The following is a 24,889-nucleotide window of genomic DNA, read 5'->3' as shown; positions in this document are numbered from 1 at the left end:
TATACGCTGATGAGCGCTAATAAAATTCCAGACTTCCAGTCAATCATGCTTCCGCTATTAAAACATTTAGGTGACGGTCAGCCCCATACCCTTTCAGAGGTGATTGCATCGCTGGCAACGGTTTTTAAACTCACTGAAGAGGATCTAGCCATCCTCGTTCCCTCTGGACAACAACGCCTTTTCAAAAACAGGGTTACATGGGCAATCACCTATTTAAAAAATGCAGGATTACTTTACTATCCACAAAGGGCTGTTTACCAAATTACTGAAAGCGGTAAAAAGGTAATTGAAGCTAAAACTGATAACATCAATCTTGCTTATCTCAAAAGTTTTGATGCCTATAAAAAATGGCAGGGATCTTTTTCCCAACCAGCCGATCCTGCCAAACCAACTTTAGAGCCAAGTTCGAATACACCTGAAGAAGTAATTGGGGTGACAATTGGTACAATCAATGAAAAGCTGTCTCTTGAATTGCTGGAACTGCTGAAGAGCAAACCTGCAGACTATTTTGAGTTTTTCGTTTTGCGTTTGCTTTCCAAGATGGGTTACGGCGGTGTTAACGCGGAGAATTTCGAAGTGGTTGGTAAATCTGGTGATAACGGAATAGATGGAATTATTTATCAGGACCAGTTAGGGATTGACCGGGTTTATGTTCAAGCTAAACGATGGAGTGATGCTAAGGTTCAGTCTAAAGATGTTCGGGACTTCATTGGTTCCTTAAGTCTTAGAGGAACGAACAAAGGAATTTTCATCACAACCTCGGAATTTACTGCTGATGCTATCAAAACGGTTCAGATGAATCCGCAAAACCGAATTATTCTGATTGATGGAAAACAACTTGCGGAGTATGCCATTACTTACAACGTTGGTGTTCAGATTAAGACAGTTTATCAGGTAAAGGCGCTTGATAATGACTTCTTCGACGATCTTTAGTGACTCGGTGGTTGTGCATTATACTCATTCGTTTTTGAACATACCTGTCAAAGCAGCCTACTCTAATTGTTTATTTAATTAAATGTATTGCGTTCGGTCATTTTAAAGTGGTGCCTAATCCGAAATAGTGCAACAATGATGTTTTTTACTAACGATTTACCTAAATACTTAAGCTGATGCCATTATTTTTTGAGGAACAGGGCAAGTATAGAAAGCTCAAGATTGCCGGAGTAAATAATGAGAAATCGTTACAAACACTTGTAGAGAACAACTTGTTGGAAGTACTGGATATGCATTTCTTGGCAAGTGAGTATGTAACAACTTTTGGTGGGCGTATCGATACGCTTGCAGTTGATGCAGACGGTGCTCCTGTGATTATTGAATACAAGTTGAGTAGAAATGAGAACGTGATCAACCAAGGGCTGTCTTATTTGAGATGGCTTAAAGCGCAGAAGGTCGAATTCTTTGAAATGCTGCTGATCAAGAAGCTTGGTAAGGAACTGGCGGAGCAGATCAAAATTGATTGGGATAACCCAAGGGTGATTTGCATTGCTGAGAGCTATAGTAAGTTCGATTTGGACACTGTGGAGGTTATCCCGATGCGTATTGAGTTATTCAAATACCGTATGTATGAACGGGGGCTGTTTAGCCTTGAGCCATTGAATAACGTTGAAAGGGCACAGGAAAAGGAGAAGGCAGGCAAGCCTATTGTAAGTGCAGCTTTAGTCAATCCTCAAGTTCCAGATGTTAGTTCTACAATCAATGAATTGTTTGAAGAACTCAGAAGCCGAATCCTGCAAATGGATGAAAATATCACGGAGAAGCATACGAGTTACTATGTTGCTTACCAGCTTTCCAGAAACTTTGCAGAGGTTCATATCACAAAAAAAGCAATCAAGCTTCTTCTGCGTCCTGTGAATTATAACGACCCGAAACAGATTGTTGAAAAGGTGCCAGACACTTATAGATGGACAATGGATCGGCGTGTTTATCTTAAAAGTAAAGATGAATTGGACTACATCATGTCCCTGATCGAGCAGTCGTACAAGGATGTACTTTAGAAAAAAACTTGACAAAAATCTTTATTTAAAAACCAATATGGATCCAAAAATACTTTTGGGTAGAGTCCTGCAGAAGATGCTAGACCAAGGATTCAGCCAATATGCAAACTACAACCGATTCAATTATATACGCCACAATAAAAACGAGATAGTTGTTGATCGAGAAAACGGTCAGCCTACCAAAATCAAGTTTTCAAAAATCCTGATTGCAATTGAAGGTTACACTCTTAATCCGGAATGGTATGATTGTGGCCCAAGTAAACTACGTGCGTTAGGCTTAACGCATATAACAAGTCCTATCCACTCTATGCTTCATCTTCTAACAAAGAATGATTATTGTTGATGAAACACAGACGTTAGGATGCATTTCGCCTTTTTGGTGTTTTTCGCTGCTGTTTGTGTCCCGCCTATCTGAGTGTGATTGTCATACCGACGACATTTTAGCGATCATGAACGTATGCTGGTGGTGCAGCGGCTCACCAGTGCCCCCGGGCTCCATCCCACTACCCACCCGTAAAACGGCTACAACCATCCGTGATCTGAACACAGCAAGCCTCCTGTGCCGGCCCACCTTTGTGTACTAAATAGCACAACATGGAACAACTGAAAAAGATAGCACTGGGAACACAGGGTTTGCAAGTGCCGAGCCTGGGCCTGGGCTGTATGGGTATGACCGGTTTCGGGGAGGCACATATGTATGGCCCCGCAGATGAAGGGGAAGCCATTGCCACCATCCATCGCTCGGCTGAACTGGGTGGCAACTTCCTGGACACGGCCGATCTGTACGGTCCCTTTGATAATGAAAAGCTGGTGGCAAAAGCGGTGGGGGCCCAGCGAAGCCAGTACATCATTGCCACAAAATTTGGCTGGGAAATAGACGATGCCGGGCAGGTAACCTGGCAGATCAACGGCCGGCCGGAGTACGTACGCAAATCGGTGGAGCGGTCGCTCAGAAACCTGGGCACCGACTATATTGATTTGTATTACCTGCACCGGCTGGATAAGCACACACCAATTGAAGAAACCGTAGGCGCCATGGCCGACCTGGTAAAGGAAGGAAAGGTGCGTTACCTGGGCTTGTCGGAGATGTCGGCCGAAACGGTACGGAAGGCCCATGCCGTGCATCCCATCACGGCCCTGCAAACGGAATACTCCCTGTTTGAACGGACGGTGGAAGCCCGGGGCATTATGCAAGAGATGGCTGACCTGGGCATCGGCTTTGTTGCCTATTCGCCCTTGGGCCGGGGCTTTCTTTCCGGCGCCATCCGGAGCATCGCCGATTTGCCGGCCGATGATTTCCGGCGCAGTATTCCCCGCTTTCAACCGCAGCATTTTGGTAAAAACCTGGAGCTGCTGCAGGCCATCGAAGCAATGGCAAAAGAGAAGGCCATCACGCCATCGCAACTGGCACTGGCATGGGCTATGCATAAAGGCGCCTTGCCCATACCCGGCACCAAGCGCAGGAAGTACCTGGAACAAAACTGGGCCGCTGCTTCGGTGGAGCTGAGCCAGGCGGAAATGGACAGCCTCGAAAGCATTGTACCACTGGGGATCGATACCGGCAACCGGTATGATGATTTTAGTATGGGGTTGCTGGACTAAGTGAGATGAGTGATGAGGGATGAGTGATGAGTAATGAGTGGTGAGTGGTGAGTGGTGAATGGGCGATCGTCAATCGTCAGTGGGCAGGTGACAAGCAGAAGAGAAGTAAAAAATCAGAAATCAGCAATCCAATTTTGTCCATGGTCTATTGTCCATGGTCCATTGTACATGGACCATTCACCCTTACGCTCTTAATTTCACAACATGACCAACATCCAAACCATCACCCAGTTTCACCGGCTCACGTCCTTGCCCGAGCCGCTGCACCCTTTGGTAAGTGTTGCCCGGTCGGAAGACTGCCGGTACGCGGCCGATGGCACCTGGGACCAGTTCATCACCCAGTTTTACTGTATTGCCTTAAAGCATGATGTAAAGGGAAAGATCAGGTACGGCCAGCAATTATACGATTACGACAAAGGTGTGCTGAGTTTTACGGCACCCCGCCAGGTGCAATCGCTGGATCTGTCCAACCTGGAGTGCGGTGCCGGTTTGCTCCTGTTCTTCCACCCCGACCTGTTGCTGAAGCACCCGCTGGCAAAAACCATTACACAGTACGGGTTCTTCTCTTACGCGGTAAATGAGGCCCTGCACCTTTCCGCGGCAGAGGAAGGAGATATCGTTGCCCTCATCAACAAGATTGCACAGGAGTGCCGGCACATTGACCGGCATACACAGGACATCCTGGTATCGCAGATCGACTTGTTGCTGGCTTATGCCAACCGTTTTTATGAGCGGCAGTTCCTCACCCGCAAGGCGTCCCAAAGCGACCTGCTGACCCGGTTTGAAGCAATCGTGGACGCTTATTTTACTAAAGGCGAAGCGGAGGAAAAAAGCCTGCTCAGCGTACAGCAGGTAGCGGCGGCACTGCACCTCTCGCCCAACTACCTGGGCGACATGCTCCGTACCTTAACCGGGCAAAACGCACAGCAGCATATCCATGAAAAGCTGATCCAGCACGCCAAGGAAAAACTGTCTACTACCTCGCTATCCGTTGCAGAAGTAGCCTATGCGTTGGGCTTCGAACATGCACAGTCGTTCAGCAAATTGTTCAAAAACAAAACGGCGCAAAGCCCGCTGGAGTTTCGGCAGTCGTTCAATTAGGGGAAAGGTCTGCTGTTTTTTATTGGTGTTCCGCTTCCGCCCTGTGTGGCAATTATACCAACAACGCTTGAATGCGCGAAACCTATGCTGTTGGTGAGCCAACGCATAATTAACTTCGTCACAATACCTACATTGGCTATAAGTACATATCTAACTGAATCGGCATCCTACTGGATGCCGATTCAGTTGCTGTAAAGCCCAATGTGCTGTGGAAAGAGTTGGGTTAGCCATCGTTATGAGCAGGAAAATTTAAACGAGTGCCCTTTTCTATTTTTACAATCTATGGCCTTTACTTCCGAACAAATCGACAGTATAACAACGCTAATGGATGTATACATCGCTGCCCGCCGTCCGCCCGAGCACATGCGGGCCCAATTAGACCTTGGCTGGCGGTTTGACGGCCTATCCCTCTTTATTTTTGAGATCCGGCCTCAATGGAATGATCATTCGGTTATTCTTCACCACGATTTCGCCAAAGCTACCTGGGTGGAAAGTAAAAAACAATGGAACATCTACTGGCATCGGGCAAGTGGCAAGTGGCAGGTATACGAGCCGCTGCAATGGGCTGGAAATCTCCAGCGGTTTTTATTGGAAGTAACCAAAGATCCGCATCATTGTTTTAGGGGATAGATGGTTGCCTTGCGATCGGCAGCGTCTATGCAGGATGTTTTGTATAAAAGCTTTGTGGCAAGACCCAGCGGCAAACAGAAAGTACTATACCAGCAATTCCTTCCGCTGTTGTTGGTGTTCAATTTAGTACAGTGTGGCAGCTGCACCAACAACGCCGGAGTGCGCAAAACCTATGCTGTTGGTGAGCAAGCACTCAATTAGCTTCGACACAACACCAATAGCGGCCACAAGGTGTTGCGGAAAAGAGGAATGAGGCAGCTTGGAACCCTTATGCCAATTGCTGGAGCTTTTCAGTGTTGGGGTTTTGCCCAGCAGGGGCCAGATTAATAGTAAATTCAAAAACTTCGATATCAGGTTATATGAATCCAGAATACAAAAGCTGGCTGGCTGACCTCAAAAGCCGCATACAAGCTGCGCAGGTAAAAGCCGCTTTGAAGGTAAATGCAGAACTTATTGCCTTGTATTGGGAACTGGCTGCTGAAATTTTGGAAAAAGAAAAGCATGCGGCCTGGGGTGAAGGCTGGCTACAAAAGCTTTCCAACGACTTAATGAATGCGTTTACAGATGTAAAAGGATTTTCACTTACTAACCTGAAATATATTCGTCGTTGGTTTTTGTTTTATCAAAATCCAATTGGGCAACAACTTGTTGCCCAATTGCAAGCCATTGATGGCCAATATTATACGGGTGTACAACAGGCTACTTAAACAAGGGACGGAAACGGGCAACAGTTTGTTGCCCCTCTACCTGCTTTGTTTGCCAGTATCCCTTGGGGCCACCATCTCCAGGTAATAACCAAATGCAAGGATGTAAATGAAGCTTTGTTTTATTTGGCTGAGACCGCCACCCACAACTGGAGCCGTAATATACTGGTGCACCAGATAGAGAGCGGACTGTACCAGCGCAGGGGAAAAGCCGTTACCAATTTTGCCGCTACCTTGCCCCAGCCCCAAAGCGACCTGGCCCACGAACTATTAAAAAACCCGTACAATTTCGATTTCCTCACCCTGGGTGAATCTGCCAAAGAGCGCGACCTTGAAGAAGCGCTGATCCGGCACATCACCGCCTTTTTGTTGGAACTGGGACAGGGCTTTGCCTATATGGGCCGCCAGTACAAGCTGCGGCTGGAAGGCGACGAATATGCCCTGGACCTGCTTTTTTACCATACCCGTCTCCGCTGTTATGTGGTGATTGAATTGAAAGCCGGCGATTTTAAACCCGAGTATGCCGGCAAACTGAATTTTTACCTCAACCTGGTGGATGATTTTGTAAAGGCCGCCGATGATAAACCCACGATTGGCATGCTACTTTGCCGCAACACTGGCGGCAGGCCAAGGGTAGAATACGCCTTGCGGGGTATTGCCAAACCCATTGGTGTGAGCGAATACCAGCTTACCGAAAGCATTCCGGACGAACTGAAAGGAAGTTTGCCTTCCATCGAAGACATTGAAAACAGTTTGAATGATCTTGCTTCCTAACCAGGTACTAACTGCATACGCCCTTGTTGGTGTTCCGCCCTGCCCGGTGAGGCAGCTGCACCAACAAGGCTGGTGGGTGCTAAATCCATGCTGTTGGTGGGCCAATGCACAACTGCCTTCGCTGCAACACCAACAGCGGCTAAAAAGTGCCTAGCGAATCAGGGGGGTATGGAACGCGGATAAAGCGGATGTGCCAACGCGGATTATTGCGGATGAAATCCGTGCTTATTCGCGTTGCTTTGCATCGGCGTCATCCGCGTTCCAATAAAACTTCAGCACTTTATGCTGATTCCGTCCATTCCGGGAGCCTCGGTGCCTGCTTTGTCTACAGCCTTGGATGCTTGCCGCTGTAGTGAATGGAAAGTCCCATGGTGTTGTATTTACCCTTGTAATAAAGTAAATTTCTGTAGCCGGAGTGGCTATGGAATTTAGGGAGGTTGGAACGCGGATAAAACGGATGTGCCAACGCGGATTTTGCATGGATTAAATCCGTATCCATCCGTGTTGTAAAGCATCCGCGTCATTAGCGTTCCAACCTATAATAAAGCAATTTTCCTATCATAATACCGGGTTATGGAACTACTGCACAAAGACCTCACCGATAGCATCCTAAAGGTTTACTTCGATGTGTACAACGAACTGGGTTATGGTTTCCTGGAGCGGGTATACCAGAATGCCCTGTATATGGAACTGAAGGAGCGGGGATTTTTTGTAGAAGCCCAAAAACAGATTCGCGTTTTTTACAAAAGCAGAGAGGTTGGCGAGTATTACGCCGACCTGGTGGTGAACGAAACAGTGATCCTCGAATTGAAAGCTGCCGAGGTGGTTGTACCCGAGTTTGAGTACCAATTGGTTAATTACTTGCGGGCAACCCCTGTAGAGGTGGGGCTGCTCCTGAATTTCGGTCCGAAGCCGGCGTTCAAACGAAAGGTATTTACCAATGACCGCAAAAAGCTGGCGCACAATACAAAGTTTCAGTAACACCGTAAGCCGTATCTACCCGCTTTCTATTTGATGGAACACGGATAAAAAAGATTCCGCCGTTATTGGTGTTCTGCTTAGTGTGGTGTGGCAGCTGTACCAACAACGCTGGCGTTGGCTACATTCCTGCTGTTGGTGCGCTTACGCACTGGCGGCATTGCTTCACACCAACAATGGCGGCCCTGGTTTTCCGACCTGAACGATCAAGGACAATTTTGTTTCCATGGCAAAGCGGTAAAGCAATCGAACTATAAGCCTGCGCAAACATTTTTACCCTATTCTTCCCCAAATCCACCCTTTCAATTACCTACTCCAATTTAGGTTGCGCCTGCAAAGAACGGTTCCCTCCCCAGCGCCTGGATAAGGTGCTGATAGAGAACCCTTCCTGCTTGTCATCAACCTAAAACAAAAGCCGGGGGGTAGCTTCCCGGCAGCGGAGTCCATTATGAAATCATGTGCACGGGGTGTGAACAAAAGACACCTGACCTTATTGCTTGCCGTACTCGCCCTGTTTGGCGCAACAGGCGCAAACGCGCAGCAGGCAGCAGCCCAATCCAAGATGAAGAAGTTTGTACACCAGCAAGCCGGTAACCCCTACCTGCCCCTTTGGGAGCATGTGCCCGATGGCGAGCCCCGGGTGTTTGAAGACCCCGACAACCCCGGGAAGTATCGGGCCTATATCATCGGGTCGCACGACCTAAGGGTGAACAGCTATTGCGGTCCGGATATCCGTGCCTGGTCGGCGCCGGTGGAGGACCTCACCAGCTGGCGCGATGAAGGCCCCATCTTTACCTACCAGATAGACGGACAGTGGGACGTGATGTATGCCCCCGACCTGGTGGAAGTGAAACGCAAGAACGGCAAAAAAGAATACTACCTCTATCCCCATAGCCGCGGCCCCAACCGCGAGGCCATGGTGTGTAAGGGCAGCCGCCCCGACGGCCCCTTTACCCCCGTCAACCTCACCGAAGACGGCAAGCGTACCGTTCCGGGTAGCATCCTGGGTTTCGACCCCGCCGTGTATATCGAGTATGTAACCGATCCCAAGGACCCCGACTATGCCATCGGGTTCAGGGCCTATGGGTTCTGGGGTTTCCAGCGCTCCTCGGCGGCCCAGCTCGACCAGAACACGATGTACTCGCTCCGCCCCGGCACCGAGCCCATCCGCTACCTCCTGCCCGCCAGCTCGCGCTATGGCGTGCTCCGCGAGCCTGCAGGTACCACTTATCCCCAGATCCTGCCCAACGAGGACCTGGGCACCTTTAATTTCTTTGAAGCATCGTCCATCCGCAAGGTGGGCAATAAATACGTGACCGTGTTCAGCGGCTACTCGGGCCCCGAGTACGGCGTGGGCAGTTCCAACTCCACCCTCCGCTATGCCTATGGCGATTCACCCCTGGGACCCTGGAAGAGCGGCGGCGTGGTGGTAGACTCCCGTGCCCCCGTACTCAACCAGGACGGATCGGCCATCCAAACCACCAACTCGGGCCACAATACCCACGGCAGCATCGAGCTGATCAACGGCCAGTGGTACGTGTTTTACCACCGTCCTCCCCGTGGTTTTGGCTTTGCCCGCCAGCCCGTGGTAGCGCCGGTAAGCATCCAGTGGGATGAAAAGCCGATAGCGCAGGGCGGTACCGTTTCCATCAGGGGCTATGATCCCTATGCGCCTAACGGTTTGTGGACGGCCAAGGACAGCCAGGGCCGCGAGTACAAGGGTGCCGAAGTGACCTCGGAAGGGTTTCATTTCTATGGCCTCGATCCCTACCAGTACTATTCGGCGGGTTATGCCGCCTACCTCTCCAACCCTAGTCTCCAGCAGGATTCCTGGGATATCTGGGACAACCATATGCCCATCGAAAAGGTGAAGAATGGCAATATCGTCGGCTACAAGTATTTTGGTTTTGGCGGACTGGCCAGGGCGCAGAAAGGATTGAAACCCTTTGCCGGTACCAAGAAGGGCAACGGCACCGCCTTCAACCTCTTCCTGACCCCTAAAACCGACAAGGCCTTTAAAGTGGCCGTTTGGCTCGACGGGCCCTGGGACAATGCTACCTGGAAAGGAAAAAAGATCGCCGAAATCCAGGTGCCTGCCAATGCGGCCCAGGAAGTGACCCAGTTCACTGCCGACGTGGCACAATACGTGGACGGACTCGATCAAAAGCACGCCATTTACCTGGTAGCGGAAGGCGCCGATGGCGATGTGCTGTTCGACCTCGCCGGGCTGGGTTTTAGTGCCAAAAACAAAAAGCTGGTGCGCCCCGTGGTGCCCACGGTGAGCATCATGGCTAGCGGGCAGGCGGTAAGCATCCCCGCAACACCGGTACGGAGTACCAATGCCAATGGCATCGTGGGTTACGACCTGTACCAGGCTAATTATAAGATTCCTGCCGGTACCACCACGGTGCCTGTGATCAGCGCTACGGCCAGCAACCCTGCTGTGAAGGTATCCATCACCCAGGCGTCCGCGCTTACCGGAACCGCCGTGGTTAAGTTTGATTACAAGGGCGTGGTGAAAACTTACAACGTGGTATTTGTGCCGTAAGCGCTGGTATGGCTGCAAGCTACTAGCTGCAAGCTGCAAGTGGGGTTGCCTCTACTTGTAGCTTGCAGCTAGTAGCTAGAAGCTAGGGGCCAGTAGCTAAAGGCCAGCAGCTAAAAGCCAAAAGCTTTCCCCTCCCTCGCCAATTATCCTTACTTTCAACCTTCACTCCAAACCAAAAATTATGGGCTTTGGCTTTTTTGAAATCGTGTTGATCCTGGCCGTGATCCTGTTGTTGTTTGGTGCCCGTAAAATTCCCGAGCTGATGCGGGGGATTGGTAAAGGCATCAATGAGTTCTCTGAAGGCAAGGATGGCAAGCGGAAGGATAGGGATTAGCAGGCATGCTTTGCGGTTGTTGATCCATCTTCGAAGTACCTGTTTACAGAAGGAGATGCCGAAACAAGTTCGGCATGACAGTCTACTCAGGTTCTGTCATGCTGACGTCGCAGCATCCCCTGCGACCCTCAAGGTACCTGTGTGTAGAAGGGGATGCCGGGACGAGCTCGGCATGACAGTGACTATGATAACAAATAACCCAGTAGGATATAATCCTGTCGCCTTTCAACCAACACCAAAATCTTTTAACCAGCCCCGTGCTGGTTATTTTTATGCCTTAAAGTACAAGCACAGAACATGCGCAAGGAACTCGGTAAGATCGAAGGCACCCGGACGAAGTTCACGGCTACCATAGCAAGGCTGGGCAAAAAGAACAATTTCAAGGGGCCACCCTCCGAAACGGTATTGTTTACGGATGTGCGGAACGAAGCCGGCGAGCTGGTAACGGGCCATGTGTGGTTTACCATTGGCAAACAGCTGGCCACCGTGGTGCACCATGTGGGCAAAAGGGTAGCTTTCGAGGCTCGTGTGAAAGGATATACCAAGGGCTATAAAGGCCGCGGGCTGGAACTGCTGAAGCCCAGGGAAGAAGATTTTAAATTGTCCAATCCAACGAATATCAGCCTGGTAGGCGTTTAGCGGGGAAGGATAGGAACACGGATTGAACGGATAAAACGGATGAAGACGGATATCCGTTCTAATCCGTTCCATCCGTGTTCCCATCCCATCTTCCAACCCTTTGGCGCTAAACTTGTTTTCTTTACAACAAACATTCAATAAATGGAACAAGCAATACTGGCCGGTGGCTGTTTTTGGGGGATGGAAGAGCTGATCCGCGAACTGCCCGGCGTGCAAGCAACCCGGGTAGGCTATACCGGCGGCGATGTGCCCCATGCCACCTACCGCAACCACGGCACCCATGCTGAGGGCATCAAGATCAGTTTCGACCCCAACATCATGTCGTACCGCAAGCTGTTGGAATTCTTTTTCCAGATACACAACCCTACCACCCGCAACCGGCAGGGCAATGATATCGGGATGTCGTACCGCTCGGCAATTTATTACCTCGACGAGGCGCAGAAAGCAACGGCACAGCAGCTGATTGCCGAAATGAATGCTTCCGGTATCTGGCCTGGCCCCATCGTTACCGAGGTAGCGCCGGCGGGCGATTTCTGGGATGCAGAGGAAGAGCACCAGGCTTATCTGCAGAAGCATCCGCATGGCTATACCTGTCATTACGTACGGCCCGAGTGGCAGCTGAAGGAAACGAAAACGGCTTAGGCTTTTTAGTACTTTTTTTCAACGCTCTGTACCTGGTGGTACGGGGCGTTGGTTTTTTAGGGTAGTCCACATCTTCAAGGGCGTGCTGCTTTCTGTAATTGCTTGGTTAAACCCAAGCCAATGACGGCACACGAGGGCGCCGATACTGAGCCTTTTCGGCAGCTGCAAATGCAAATTACTGGGACCGCGTTCTTAGATGCTGTCATCCCGACGCAGGTCGGCATCCCCTGCACCGGTCCGCATGCTTGTTATAAGCAGCGATTAAATAACAGGCGGCTGGTTCAATAAACGCTTGAACGCTGCTTCAGCTTTCCGGATCCTGGCTTTGTTGAACACCAGTTGCGCCTTACCGGTTCTGGAAACGCCATTGATGCCGGCAAGACCCTGCATGGTCCATTTGAAATTCTGGCGGTCGCGTTCATGCCAGTTGTCGCGGAGGATGGGTGCCGATGGAAAGATATAGAAGCGGCTTTGTTTCACCAGGTAATGGCTGTATGGGTAGTCGGTTACGTTGTCGGCCCACACCGCCAAAGGTTGCAGGTGTGCAGTCGTGGCGGGGTCCAGCACATGGAAATGCATAGTGCCGTCTATGTTCACCGGTATTGTGGCCGCTACATGGTAGTTCCAGTTGTTGGTGAGCCCGCCAATGCCCCTGTTGAGAAACATGCCACCAAATACCCACCCTTTACAGTTGGGTACCTGCCATTTTTCCAGCAGCATACAGAGGGCATTAGCGCGGTCTTCGCAGTCGTTGTTGCGGTCCTGCCACCGAAACAGGGAGCAGTGCTGTACATAGCTAAAGAGCTGTTCGGCCGCAGCCATGGATAGGCCATTGCCCATATCGATCAGGTCGGACAATTGGCCGTCAAATAGTGTTTTCAAGATGCGCTGCCTGTTTTAAGGTTACAATGATACCCGGTATGGATGCCTGCATGGCGAAAGGCCGCTCCTTAGCTTTCGCTCCCGCTCGCCAAGATATCAAAGACCTTCCATCTTGCAACAAAACCTCGAATACCCATTGTGTTAGGGATACGAAAGCAAACCCTTATTTGCCTGGCAAAATCATTGCGCGCAGATGTGCAGTGTGCTTGTAACGCTCGTAAAGGATATATGTAACACTACAGGCTTTGATGCCTACTTCCTGATCGCGGTTTTATAAATCACTTTTCCCCTGTCGTCAACCGCCTGTGCCAACAACTCATTGCCGGTAACCGAAAAGACCCAAAAACCATAGGCCGATGCCGCCATCAGGCTTTCCGGAACCAGCCTTGCCGCGGTTTTTTCCGAAGCGGCGCCCGATATGATATGGTGCGTTTTTCCTGCGGGCTTCAGGTGTTGGAGGCTATGCTCGTGCCCCGACAGATACAGGTCCACGCCATGCTGATCGAGCATGCTGTTTAGCGAAGCACGCACGGCTTTTGTATCATAACCCTCCGTGCGGCTGCCGCCTGTGTACAAAGGATGGTGGCCTACTACGATCTTCCACCGGATGTTTTTTGATGTATGGCGCAGCAAGCCATCGAGCCACTGTTTTTGCCGGGCAGAATCCTGCGAACGCACATTGGGGCCGTACTCCGCGTTTTTGTAAAACTCAGCGATGAGCGGGTTGGTGTCAATAAATGCCAGCAGCACCTGTTGCGTAGTATCGCCGTTGATGGCAAATGTTTTGGCATAATAACGGGCCGGCATCTTCCAGCGGCGGCTGATTTTTGAATAGGCTACCTGTGCATCGGGGTTGGACTTGTAATCGTGGTTGCCCAGTATCAGGTACCAGTCGCATTGCAAGGGGAAGGCAGTATAAATGTCTTCAAAGGAATAGCGAAACAGGGGATCCTGTTCGCTGATCACGCCGCTGGGATAAAAATTGTCGCCGGTAGACACCACAAAACCTGCATTGACCGCTGCGGCCGTTTTACCCATTTGTGCAGCCACTTCTTTCTGGTGGTCGGCGCCATTGCGGCCCCAGTCGCCCATGGCCAGGAAGTTGAGGGCGCCTGCCCTGGTGGTCAGTACGGAATCGGCCTGCTGGCTTTTTGCATTTTCCCGGATATAAACCTGCGCCTTTGCACTTGTATGGGCAATCAATAAAAGGGAAAACAAAACAGTTTTCATTTTGGAACAAAACACCATAATGCTACGGGTAAAAATTTGATCTAGCTGAATGTAAGTTGATGGGTAAACGGCGTGGTACCGGTGATATAAACATGCATGCCCTTGGTACGCAAACTACCGAAATGCGTACTATACCTTTCACCTTCCAGGTTGCGGATAGACTTGTGGCTTACCGCACCCGGGCCAAACTGTATGGTATCGCCGCCAAAGGCATACTGCCCCATCCCTTTTTCCAAAAAGAAATTGTCATCGCCGGCTTCCGAAACGCCGGTGAGTTGGCCGCCTTCGTTGAAGCAAAGCTCGATGGTTACCTGCACGCCGGCCTGTCCTTTTACATCGAATTGGAGCAGGTTGCGGCCGCCGTTTTCGCTCAAGGAAATAGTGGTTTCCAGGGTCTTTACATTGCTGACGGGGCGCTGCTTAAAATCCATCTTGTTCCAGAAGCGGCCGTCGGTGCTTTCGGACAACAGGTAATCGCCGTCTCCTTTCCTGAGGTTTTTGGGCATCGGCTGGTAATAAGGTGCTTGCAGCTTTTGGTGCAGTACATATTTATCACCCACCTTCTGCAGGCCATCGCTGTAGAAATAGCCCATGCTGAAAAAGCCGGCAGAAAAGCGCATGTATTGGAGCAGTGCATTGCCTTTGCGGAAGCCGAAGAAATCGGGGCTGCTGGAGCGGCCTGAAGCAATGGTGAGCGGCTGGTCGGTGCCGCCAAAAAAGGTGGTCGTTACCTCGTTGCGGCGGATGCGCAACAGTTGGGATTGCGCAAAAAGCTTTTCGTATTGTACCGGGAGTGTTGCAGGCGCTGGCAGGTCTTGTTGGAGCAAGGGCTCTTCGAGGAAATGAATCAGCTCCCTGTTCAGCACGCGTTCTTCAAAACCCTTCATTTGCTCCACCAGGGCCACGATGGCAGCATAGTTAGGGTTCCGGTCCTTGATGGCCATATAGCGGTACAGCAAATAATAATTGAGCATGTTGGTTGGCGTGTTCACATCGGGTTGTATCCAGGCGTACTGGTCCTGCCTTCGGGAGTCGTTGGTGATCAGGTCGCCGTTGGGCTCCATGTAGTAGTAGGTGGCATCGAGGTTTCGGCGCACCGGTTCAAAAAGAGCGGGCCTTTTTAGTAAACTACCGATGGTTACAAAAGCGGTATTCTCTACGTAAGAGTAGATGCGGCTCCGCTCGGGGTAGTTGCCATCCTTGTTGATATAAATGCCTTCATCCAGCCACTCGTCGATCCGTGCTACGTATTTAGGGTGGGGGTACAGTGCATTTATTTTCGCCAGTGCCGCACTGATCACCCAGCGGTGGTTGGGTGTGTGCACGCCACCGGTTACCAGTGCATCGCCGGCTTTCTGCAAAAAAGATTGTAGCTGGTTCTTCAACCCGGATAGTGCCGTGCTATTTTCTTTTTGCAGCACAGATACACCGGGTGAAACGATCTCCACGATAAAGGCCGTGTCGGGCGGCGATTCCAGGTTACCTACATTGATGGTGCCATCGGGTGTTTGTGCATTTGCCAGGTGCTGCGATAATTTTTGCATCGGCACCAGCAGTTCAGCACTTTGGTAGTATTTGGAAGGGGTACAGCAATAGGATGCGATAAGCAATACCAGGTCGTAAGCCAGCCGGCGGTTGAACTCGCGTTGGTCGAAATTGGTTTGTAGAAGTTTTGCTACCTGTGCATCGTTGGTGGTCACCAGCCTATCGAGCAAATCATTTTTGTAAGGTGAAGATTGGGCACTTGCTTTTGTAAACAACAGGGGATGGATCAGCACAAAAGCACCTGCTTTCAGGGTTTGTTTCAGGAAGGTTCCGCGGTTCATGTTACGCATAGTGGTGTACAGGTGTTGTAAAAATTATATAGGCTGATAATAACAGTTGCAAGTTGCAGGTTCCAGGTTTTATTGATAAGGGAACAACCAACTTAAATGGATGTAATACGGTTTCAATTAGGTAGTACAATAATTTCGGAGTTTGTCATGCCGAACTTGTTTCGGCATCTCCTTATGTACACAAGTACTCCGGTATAAGCTGGGGATCCCGACCTGCGTCGGGATGACAGAACCTGAGGTCACTGTCATGCTGAACTTGTTTCAGCATCCCCTTGTATACAGGGGTACTCGGAGGTGCAAGGAGATGCCTCGACGTCGGCATGACATCCGCCCAGCGAATAAACTGAACTGCCAAATTGAAAATAGCACAAGGCAATGCTACAAATAAAATATCAGGGCCTTGCAGCCCTGATATGTATACTAAGTCGCAAGTCATTTCCTTGAATTAATACCCTGGGTTCTGCACCAATGCCGGGTTCACCATCATGGCGCTGGTAGGAATGGGGAAGATGCGTCTGCGGGGATCGGCATCGGTTTTATAACCCCATGCGCTTTCAAATTTGCCAAAGCGGATCATGTCGTTGCGGTGCCAGGTTTCCCATGCAAACTCGCGGTTCCGTTCCGCATACAACTCGTCCAATGTAATGGCGGTTAATGGTGCCGATGTGGTGCGGTTGGATCGTACCATATTTACCAGGTCTACCGCTGTGTGGCCCAGGGTTGCGGTGCCGCCGCGCAGGATGGCTTCGGCCTTCATCAGGAGGATATCCGAATAGCGCAGGAAGGGTACGTCGTTGCTCTGGTTGCGCGAAGTAGAGATGCTGTCGGGGTAAAACTTCACGTTGCGATAGCCCATGTTCCAGGAGATCTCGTCGTTGCCCAGATCGAAGGCGGCCACACTTTCGCGCAGCTCTATCTTAGGTGCCAGGGTTACCTGGTAGGTAAAAGGCGCACTGCCATCGGCGCCGGTATAAAACTGGTCGTAGCCCTTCTTGGTGGTGGTAACGGTTACCGGTGTGCCATTGTAGTTGAACTGGGCGCTCGTCAGCCACTGCTGGTTGCGCACATCGTTGGGATCGTTGAAATGGGCATAGAACTCGGGCAGGGTGCTGCGTGCCGAACTAGGTGTATAGGGCAGGGTAAACCGGGTGCGCATCGACCGGGGCACATCGTAGCGGGCATGGTACATAAAGCCATTGGTGCCGGGCAGGTTTACAAAAGCCGGGTCGTAGGGAATGGCAAAAATGAACTCCTTCATCGAAGGCCCGTTGTTGGGATAGAACATCTTCAGGTAGCTGCTCCTGGGCTCGATGGCATACAGGCCCGAACTGATCACGCTGTCGCTGGCAGCAATGCATTCGTTGAGCCGCTGGGTGCCGGTATACACTTCGGCATTGAGGTACATCTTTGCCAGCAGGGCATGTGCCGTCGACTTGTTGGCCCGCCCGTAAGTGGCAGTACCAGCAGCAGCACTCAGGTAAGGCAGGCTGGCCTTTACCTCGCTTTCAATAAAGTTGAAAACCTCTTTTCTCGCCACGTTTGGCTTGGGTTGAAAATCGCCGTAGGTGGTAACGATCGGCACATTGCCATACAGGTCCATCATCATAAAATAGGCAATGGCGCGAACCATTTTCAACTCGGCCAGCGTGGTTTGCTTACTGGCATCTTCAGGCATTGTTTGGCCTAAGATGGACAGTGCCTGGTTGGTGGTGCCAATCACTACTGAAAGCCAGTTCCAGGTACCGTTGGTATTGCCATGGTCCTTTGTCCAGTTGTGTAAGTGCAGGTTGATGTAGTTCTGGTTGTCGTACCAGTTGCCGCCCCTTGCGGGCAGGATGGCTTCGTCGGTGCTCAGCGACTGCATGAACCAGTAGTCGAGCGAGAAGTTGCCCCGCAGGGCCGCATAAGCGGGCCCTGTGGCTTGTGTAAACTGGGAAGGGGTTTGCGGGAAAACTTCCGGCGTCAATTCCGTTTTGATGGGCACGTCGATCTTATGACAGGATGCCATGGCGCAAAGCAGCACCAGGGGGAAACATGATTTATTCAATAGCTTTTTCATTGCAGTACTTTTTCCGAAAGGTTAAAATGAAACGTTTACACCAAAGAGGATGGTCCTTGTCTTGGGATAGAAATTGCCGGCGTCAACACCGGGTGCAATGCCGCCCTGGTTGATCTCCGGGTCGATGCCTGTGTATTTGGTAATGACAAATGCATTGTTCACCGATGCATACACCCGCAGGGTCCTGATGTACTGCGAAAACTTGTTGAAGTTGTAACCCAGCGTGGCGTTGTCCAGGCGCACATAGCTGCCATCTTCGATAAAGCGGCTCGAGTAGCGGTAGGCATTTACATCCTTGTTTGATTCGCCTGCAACATCTTTCAGGATATTGGTGAACTGCGCCGTGCTGGGCCGGAACAGGTCGGCACGGGTGGCATTGAAGATCTTGTTGCCAAATACACCGCGGAAGAAGATGTTCAAATCAAAGTTTTGATAACGCAGGGTGTTGGTAAAACCAAGCAGCAGTTTGGGCTGCGGGCTACCCATGTAAAAGTAGTCCCTGCCGATGGCGGGTGCGGTAGTGAGCTTGCCATCGCGGTCGTAATACTGCGAGATGCCCTGGTCGTTTTTACCGGCATAGTTCAGGGTAAAGAACTGTCCCAGCGGCCTGCCCGATTTCAGGATCTGCAGGGTGCTGCCGGTTTGCCCCGCGCCTTCGGGTTGGGTGAGGCGTACCGAGTCGCCACCCGAAAACAGGGGGTTGGTGAGGCTGGTGATCTCGTTGTTGTTGCTGGCCAGGTTGAGTGAAGAGGTCCAGTTAAAGTTTTTGGTACGCACCGGTGTTGCGCTCAGCATGAGCTCGATGCCCCTGTTGCGCATGCTGCCGCCATTGGCAACGATATTGCCATTGGGTACCAGTATGGGATCAACACGGTAGCTATAGATCATACCGGTGGTGTTCTTGTCGTAAAGGTCCAGCGAGCCGCTGATCTTGCCATTCAGGAATGTGAAATCCAAACCCAGGTTGGTGGTAGCGGTTTTCTCCCATTGCAGGTTGGGGTTGTCGGCCTGCGTAGGTCCGTAAGCATTCACCACGTTGCCGTTGTAGTAGAAGCTGCCCAGGGTGCCGGAGATGATCTGCGCCGTATAGGCATTGAAGCCCGTAGCATTACCCGTAACGCCATAGCTGGCCCGCAGTTTCAGGTCGCTGAACAAGCGCTGGTCCTGCATGAACCCTTCCTGGTTGATGCGCCATGCGGCACCCACGGCAGGGAAGTAACCCCATTGCTTGTTGGCGCCAAAAACCGAACTGCCGTCCCTGCGGCCGGAAAGCTGCAGGAGGTATTTATCCCTGTAGTTGTAATTCAGGCGGGCAAAGTCGGAGATCAGGCGGGTTTCCTGGTACACACCGGGTGAGCCGAAGTTGATGCGGTAGGTGGGCAGTGCGTAGGGGTTGCTCAACGACAGGTTGTTGTACCCAACATTATCCACCGGGAAATTGGTGGCCGAAGTTTGGAAACCCTCACCGGTGATATTGTCCTGGTACGAATAACCCAGCACAGCGTTGATGGTGTGGCCGCCAAACTTGCGGTCCCAGGTAAGAAAGGTTTCCAGGATCTTATTGGTGTTCTGGTAGGTATTGCGCAGGGCCGAACCGTTGGTGCCGAAGTTGAGCAGGGAGTGTACCAGCGGTGGATCGGGCTTGTAATAAAAGTTGGCGCTGTTGTAATTGGAATAATAGCTGCCATAGTATTCGCCATGGAGGCTGGTACCCTGTTGGTACGAGAGGTTCAGGTCGTAGGTAAGGCCAAAAGGCAGCTTTACCTGTGTATTGAAGCTCCCGATCAGGTTATTGAACTTGGTATCATCCTGCCCGTACTCGATGAGGGCAGCAGGGTTGAAATAACCCGTGTTGGTCCAGTTTTCAAAAAAAGATCCATTTGGATTGCGCACCGGCGACACCGGCAGGTAGCTCACCATCTGCTGCAACACGGAGTTGCGTTGCGGCGTGCCGGATGCATTGCTATTGCTATTGCTAACGTTTAGGCTAAACCGCACTTTATCGTTCAGGGCAAACTGCTCGATGGCCAGTCGTGCAATCACCCGGCGCAGCGAACTTTTCAGCAGCACACCCTGCCGGTCCACGTAGTTGAGGCTGGCACTATAGGTGGAGTGCTCGCCGCCGCCGTTCAAGCTCAGGTTGTGGTTGTGCGAAGTGGCCGATGAACGCTGCACCACTTGCTGCCAGTCGGTATTGGCGCCCTTGTCGTCGTTGGGCGATAAAGATTGGCCATTGGCGGCAATAAATGCCCGCAACTCGGCGGCATTCATCATATCCAGTTCGTTGGAAACTTTTTCCAGTCCTACATAACTGCTGTAGGTAACAACCGCCTGGCCTTTCCTGCCCCTCTTGGTGGTAACCATGATCACGCCGTTGGCGGCACGGTTGCCATAAATAGCAGTGGCGGCCGCGTCTTTTAATACATCGATGGAAGCAATATCATCGGGTGCGATCACGGAGATATCGGCACCCGGCACACCATCAATTACATAAAAAGGCGACTGCGAACTGTTGAGGGTAGAAGCACCGCGCAATACCACGGCGGCGGGCCTGTTGGGATCGCCGCTGGCGGAGATGTTTAGGCCCGGCACCTTGCCCTGCAGCAGCTGGCCCACATCGGTGATGGCGCCCCGGTTCAGGTCTTCGGGTTTTACGCTGGTAACCGCACTGGACAGGTTCTTGCGCGAACTGCGGCCATAACCTACCATCACCACTTCATTCATTTGCGCAATCTTGTCGGTGAGTACTACACTTAGTGGGCTTCCGGCTACTACTTTCATTTCCCTTGGCTCATAGTTGATGGCCGAAAAGCTTAGCGTGGCCGATGGTGCCGCCTTGATGGTAAAGGCACCGTTCTCATCGGTCAGTGCTGTTTTGCTGGAACCTTTCACCACAACGGTTACGCCAATGGCAGGCTGGCCCTTGCTGTCGGTAACGGTACCCTTTATATCCTGTACTTCCTGTGCATAGGAAATACCCATGCTGGTACATAAAAAAAACAGCATCAATAAGAACGTGCGCTTATTGTTCCTGCTTGGTGCTAGTGGCATTTTCAATTCATGCATATGACTTGGTTTGATCAGTTGACTTTTTTAGCGGACAGCATACGGACAGTAACGCGGTATCAACCGCGAGAAAGGATCGCTGTATCGTTATAAACGGGTTTAAAACCTGAGTGTCTGTGGCAGGTATTTCTGCACCAGGTTTACATAATAGGGTTGCAGTTGCTCCCAATCAGGCGGTACTGCACTTTTAGAGTAGAGATCATAAGAGTTGAACAGCTTTACCCATGCAAACATTTGCTGGTCGTGTTCGTCCAGCAGGTGGTCGTAAGCCTGCTCGCGGTGTTGTGCATAGAAGGAGTGGTAGCGCAGCATATACAAGGCCGGCTCGGGCAAATGATCCTTCATCATGTGGTAGATATACTCGTCGTGGCCCCACGACATAAACACGTTTTTCAATCCACAGTTGGGGGTGTAAATACCATACTTCGAGTTGTATTGCTCGTTGTTGTAGTCGGGATTTTCTTTGAAGAATTCAGGATACACGATCTTGTCGGAGTAGGCACAACCTACAGGAAAGGTATCGCCTACAACAGCCCACTGCGGCTCGCCAAAAAGGCACAGCACTTTACCCATATCGTGCATCAGGCCGGCAAGTACCATCCAGTCGGGGTGACCATCGGCGCGTACGGCTTCGGATGTTTGCAGCAGGTGTTGAAACTGGCTTAAATCCGTATCGGGATCAGAGTCGTCAACCAGTTGGTTGAGGAAATCAAAAGCTTCCCAAACGGTCATCTCTTTCCGGTCGAAGCTTAGGAACTCTTCCCGCTTGCGCATCACAAAGTCGAAGGTCTGGTACTGGTGGTTCAGCCGGTAAAACTCCCGCACCGAGTCGCGTGCGGGTTCTTTGTAATTTCTGAATGCGTCTACTTCCTTATCCTTTGCAATGGCATCGGGTTGCGGGTAGCGCCGCAGCAGGTCGTCTTCCCATTCATCCAGGCTCTTTAAGGGCGACAGGTAGGTGTTATCCTGATTACTCATGGTTGGTGATTATTGGTGTGTGTTGCGTGAAGTGTTGGAAAGACACAATGGGAAACGGATGTGTTGCAGGGGCATCATGTACCCTGCCAGGTGATATTGCCTGTAGGCATATGGTGTTGTGGCACCCGAAAAAGGAAGGAGTGGGCAACATGGCAAGTTGTGTATTGGGTCGTTGGTTGGTGTAAATACCGGTACTAATATGGTTGATTTTTGAAACGGAAAAAACGTAACGGCTGAAATACTAAGAAAACGTTTTCGTAGTTTCCGTGTTCCGGGCTTCAGATTTACAAGCCGTGGAGAAGAACATGGGCGACATAACGATCAAAGAACTGGCGCAGAAACTTGGTGTGTCTATTTCAACAATCTCAAAGGCGTTGAGCAATAGCCATGAGATCAGTGCCGCTACCAGGGAGAAAGTACTGGCGGGCGTACGTAAATACAAGTACACGCCCAACCCCAATGCCAGCAGTTTGCGCAAGAAGCGTAGCAATACCATCGCGGTAATTATCCCGGAGGTTGCCGACTCCTTTTTTTCACAAGCACTCAAAGGCATCGAAAGCATCGCACAGAATGTAGACTACCATGTATTGATCTATCTTACTTATGAAAGCTTTTATAAAGAGCGCATGATTTTGAACGAGATCAAGAGTGGCCGTGTTGATGGTGTGTTGATGTCCATCTCCAGCGAGACCTCCAACAGTCACCACATCACTGCTTTGCGCGACCGTAATATCCCCATTGTATTTTTCGACCGGGTGTTGGAGGAAACAGAAACGGCAAAGGTGGTTACGGATGATTTTGAAAGCAGTTTTAAAGCAACGGAGCACCTGTTGGAGAGAGGTTGCAAACACATTGCTTATCTGTCTACATCCAGGCACCTTTCCATAAACAATGACCGCAGGAACGGTTATTTGGAAGCACTGGTTAAGCACAACATCGATCCATCGAAACATACGGTGGTACAGTGCTCCAACCACCCCGAGTACAACCTTGGCATGGTCAGGAAACTATTGCAGCAGGAAGAAAGACCCGATGGCATTATTGCATCCATCGAAAAGCTGACTTCCTCTATTTACGATGTTTGCAAGGAGCTGAATATTTCCATCCCGGGGCAATTAAAAGTGATCACCTTTTCCAACCTGGATATTGCCTCTATCTTATCGCCTTCCTTAACCACTATTACACAGCCTGCTTTCGAAATTGGCAGAACCGCTGCCGCTATTTTGCTCAAAGCTTTGCAGAAGAAGAAGCTGGCCATCAGGAATGAGCGAATCGTTATACCATCTGTTTTGGTGAAAAGAGGATCAACCAATTGAAGGGTTAAAAAACGCTTTGGTGCTTTATTCTGTATTTTTCATACCCTGCGCCATGTTGCTGAAGGTCTGCTTTTGTTGCACACACTTCAATATCGCCAAAGGGTTACCGCAATTGCATTAAACGGCATGCAGCCCTGCAGGGCACCCCCAAAACAGCTTTACCAAAGCATTGGCAAATCTTTTCTTGCAGCTATATATAAACACCTACCTTCACCAAGTTAATTTGAGCCTCGCATCAGTAACCGCCGCCTCATTTGCCTTAACCGCACTTAAGTCAGTCTCTTACTTCCTGCCTTACTCAAGCATCTTTTATCTATTTATTGTATCGATCATGAACATTTATGTTTCCAATCTGAGCTTCAATGTTGAAGACCAGGACCTCCAGGAGTTTTTCACCCCTTATGGCGTTGTAACTTCTGCCAAAGTAATCACTGACCGCGAGTCGGGCCGTTCACGCGGTTTTGGCTTTGTGGAAATGAGCGACGACGCTGCTGCCAAAAAAGCTATTGCCGAACTGAACGAAGCTTCTATTGATGGCCGCACCATCAAGGTTACCGAAGCCAAGCCGAAGGAAGACCGTCCTTCAGGTGGTGGTGGTTTCCGTGGCGGAAACAGTGGCGGTGGTTATGGCAACAACCGCAACAGGTATTAATACCCGCTTACGTATAGTATTGAAGGCCCCGGTTCTCCGGGGCTTTTTTGTTGTAAAAAGGTGTGGTTAGTGGATGTGGGGCATTCAGACTTTAGTTGGAATATCCTGCTTTTTTCAGAGTACCCGTGTACAACAGGGGATGCCGAAACAAGTTGGGCATGACAGAACCTGCAGACACTGTCATGCTGAACTTGTTTCAGCATCTCCTGCTATACACAGCATCTCCTATACCCGGCATCTCTGGCTATGGAATGCCTGCTTATCTACACGAGCACTGTTGCAGCGGACCACAACTTTCCCAGCCAACAGCCCAATACTAACAGCCTATTTATCCCACGCATGTACCAATTTAGGGTTGTTATAAGGGGCCAGTGCCTTTAGGCGGCGGGCAATCTGATCGGACCAGGCGCGGGTGATGCCGCCGTTTTCAAAGGTGTTGGCTGCATCATATTGCGCATGCTCGGCCGACTCGGCAGCCAGCACAGCTTCGTAGATGGTTTCGGAATCTTTGTGGGAGCGTGCCTTCCGCATTTCGCGCCGCATCACGCGGGTATAGATCTCGGTGATGTCAAAATGCCCCTGTTCGTGGCGCAGGGTGATGCTGTCGCCTTCTGCCCTGATCCAGGAGGCATTGGCATTCATCACGGCACGGATGGTAAAAGTGGTGCGCTTGCGTTCTTTTTTTACATGTACGTCGATGGCCGTGGAGATGGTGCCCAGCCGGTGTACATCGGGCTTTGCATTGCGGTAAATGAAGATGGTGTCGCCTGTTTTACGCCTGCCGCCAAAATCATCAAAGCTGAGGCGCCGCTCGGGGCTCCAATACAGCAGTTTGGCTTCCCCGCTTTGCTGGGCCCGTAGCCCGCCGGAGCAAACCATGCTTAATACAACCATTCCCATCCAACGGTGAAATCCTGTTTGCATA

At 50.7% G+C, this 24,889-nt stretch carries 20 protein-coding genes and 1 pseudogene; 14 read left to right on the top strand and 7 right to left on the bottom strand.

Features of this window, described 5'->3' with window-relative positions; genetic code table 11:
- The first annotated feature begins 9 nt into the window (after positions 1-9).
- From BUE76_RS01760 to msrA, 12 genes and pseudogenes are all read left to right on the top strand, one after another.
- On the top strand, positions 10-933 hold the full coding sequence (locus BUE76_RS01760) for a restriction endonuclease (RefSeq protein WP_073039427.1): 924 nt from the start codon (positions 10-12) through the stop codon (positions 931-933).
- A gap of 176 nt (positions 934-1,109) precedes the next feature.
- Positions 1,110-1,994, top strand: a complete 885-nt coding sequence (locus BUE76_RS01755; RefSeq protein WP_073039426.1) for a DUF5655 domain-containing protein — start codon at positions 1,110-1,112, stop codon at positions 1,992-1,994.
- A 594-nt stretch (positions 1,995-2,588) separates the two neighbouring features.
- Positions 2,589-3,596: an aldo/keto reductase gene (locus tag BUE76_RS01745; RefSeq protein WP_073039424.1), complete on the top strand. Its 1,008-nt coding sequence runs from the start codon at positions 2,589-2,591 to the stop codon at positions 3,594-3,596.
- A gap of 204 nt (positions 3,597-3,800) precedes the next feature.
- Complete coding sequence (locus BUE76_RS01740; protein ID WP_073039423.1) at positions 3,801-4,697, top strand: helix-turn-helix domain-containing protein; 897 nt, start codon at positions 3,801-3,803, stop codon at positions 4,695-4,697.
- A 282-nt stretch (positions 4,698-4,979) separates the two neighbouring features.
- Positions 4,980-5,327, top strand: coding sequence for a DUF3024 domain-containing protein (locus BUE76_RS01735; RefSeq protein ID WP_073039422.1), 348 nt, complete (start codon positions 4,980-4,982; stop codon positions 5,325-5,327).
- Positions 5,328-5,686: 359 nt separating this feature from the next.
- Positions 5,687-6,220 (top strand): annotated as a pseudogene (locus tag BUE76_RS24705) (DUF1016 N-terminal domain-containing protein); the annotation flags it as partial.
- Entirely contained in the window at positions 6,200-6,805 is a 606-nt protein-coding gene (locus BUE76_RS24700; RefSeq protein WP_394333549.1) for a PDDEXK nuclease domain-containing protein, read from the top strand. The pseudogene BUE76_RS24705 and the gene BUE76_RS24700, both read left to right, overlap by 21 nt.
- Positions 6,806-7,378: 573 nt before the next feature.
- On the top strand, positions 7,379-7,786 hold the full coding sequence (locus tag BUE76_RS01720) for a GxxExxY protein (RefSeq protein ID WP_073039420.1): 408 nt from the start codon (positions 7,379-7,381) through the stop codon (positions 7,784-7,786).
- Positions 7,787-8,252: 466 nt separating this feature from the next.
- Positions 8,253-10,331, top strand: coding sequence for a hypothetical protein (locus BUE76_RS01715; RefSeq protein ID WP_216820609.1), 2,079 nt, complete (start codon positions 8,253-8,255; stop codon positions 10,329-10,331).
- A 181-nt stretch (positions 10,332-10,512) separates the two neighbouring features.
- Positions 10,513-10,665, top strand: coding sequence for a twin-arginine translocase TatA/TatE family subunit (tatA, locus tag BUE76_RS01710; protein WP_073039419.1), 153 nt, complete (start codon positions 10,513-10,515; stop codon positions 10,663-10,665).
- A 297-nt stretch (positions 10,666-10,962) separates the two neighbouring features.
- Positions 10,963-11,304, top strand: coding sequence for a hypothetical protein (locus tag BUE76_RS01705; RefSeq protein ID WP_073039418.1), 342 nt, complete (start codon positions 10,963-10,965; stop codon positions 11,302-11,304).
- Between the two features lie 141 nt (positions 11,305-11,445).
- Positions 11,446-11,946 (top strand): peptide-methionine (S)-S-oxide reductase MsrA, encoded by a 501-nt coding sequence (gene msrA, locus BUE76_RS01700; RefSeq protein WP_073039417.1) that lies wholly within the window; start codon positions 11,446-11,448, stop codon positions 11,944-11,946.
- A gap of 261 nt (positions 11,947-12,207) precedes the next feature.
- On the opposite strand, the gene BUE76_RS01695 is transcribed toward msrA, so the two are convergent.
- The 6 genes from BUE76_RS01695 to BUE76_RS01670 all read right to left on the bottom strand — a co-directional run bounded on the left by BUE76_RS01695 (position 12,208) and on the right by BUE76_RS01670 (position 21,996).
- Positions 12,208-12,828: a protein-glutamine glutaminase family protein gene (locus tag BUE76_RS01695; RefSeq protein WP_143157174.1), complete on the bottom strand. Its 621-nt coding sequence runs from the start codon at positions 12,826-12,828 to the stop codon at positions 12,208-12,210.
- Positions 12,829-13,080: 252 nt separating this feature from the next.
- Positions 13,081-14,046: a purple acid phosphatase family protein gene (locus BUE76_RS01690; RefSeq protein ID WP_216820608.1), complete on the bottom strand. Its 966-nt coding sequence runs from the start codon at positions 14,044-14,046 to the stop codon at positions 13,081-13,083.
- A gap of 53 nt (positions 14,047-14,099) precedes the next feature.
- Positions 14,100-15,884 (bottom strand): hypothetical protein, encoded by a 1,785-nt coding sequence (locus BUE76_RS01685; RefSeq protein WP_216820607.1) that lies wholly within the window; start codon positions 15,882-15,884, stop codon positions 14,100-14,102.
- Between the two features lie 454 nt (positions 15,885-16,338).
- Positions 16,339-17,952, bottom strand: a complete 1,614-nt coding sequence (locus BUE76_RS01680) for a RagB/SusD family nutrient uptake outer membrane protein (protein ID WP_073039414.1) — start codon at positions 17,950-17,952, stop codon at positions 16,339-16,341.
- Between the two features lie 21 nt (positions 17,953-17,973).
- Positions 17,974-20,934 carry a SusC/RagA family TonB-linked outer membrane protein gene (locus BUE76_RS01675; RefSeq protein WP_245798262.1) on the bottom strand — a complete coding sequence of 987 codons (2,961 nt, stop codon included), beginning with the start codon at positions 20,932-20,934 and terminating at the stop codon, positions 17,974-17,976.
- A gap of 183 nt (positions 20,935-21,117) precedes the next feature.
- Positions 21,118-21,996, bottom strand: a complete 879-nt coding sequence (locus tag BUE76_RS01670; protein WP_073039413.1) for an inositol oxygenase family protein — start codon at positions 21,994-21,996, stop codon at positions 21,118-21,120.
- A 305-nt stretch (positions 21,997-22,301) separates the two neighbouring features.
- Between BUE76_RS01670 and BUE76_RS01665 the strand changes: the two genes are divergently transcribed.
- Positions 22,302-23,312, top strand: a complete 1,011-nt coding sequence (locus tag BUE76_RS01665) for a LacI family DNA-binding transcriptional regulator (protein ID WP_073039506.1) — start codon at positions 22,302-22,304, stop codon at positions 23,310-23,312.
- Between the two features lie 331 nt (positions 23,313-23,643).
- A complete protein-coding gene (locus BUE76_RS01660) occupies positions 23,644-23,964 on the top strand; it encodes an RNA recognition motif domain-containing protein (RefSeq protein ID WP_073039412.1) in 321 nt (106 codons plus the stop codon).
- Between the two features lie 324 nt (positions 23,965-24,288).
- Here BUE76_RS01660 and BUE76_RS01655 read toward each other — a convergent pair.
- Positions 24,289-24,889 (bottom strand): hypothetical protein (locus tag BUE76_RS01655; RefSeq protein WP_143157173.1); only part of this gene is annotated, 601 nt, incomplete at its 5' end.

This window comes from Cnuella takakiae (genome assembly GCF_001953305.1).
GTDB classification, from domain to species: Bacteria; Bacteroidota; Bacteroidia; order Chitinophagales; family Chitinophagaceae; genus Flavisolibacter; species Flavisolibacter takakiae.
Note: the sequence above shows the minus strand (reverse complement) of the source record. Positions and strands in the feature narration are given on the sequence as shown.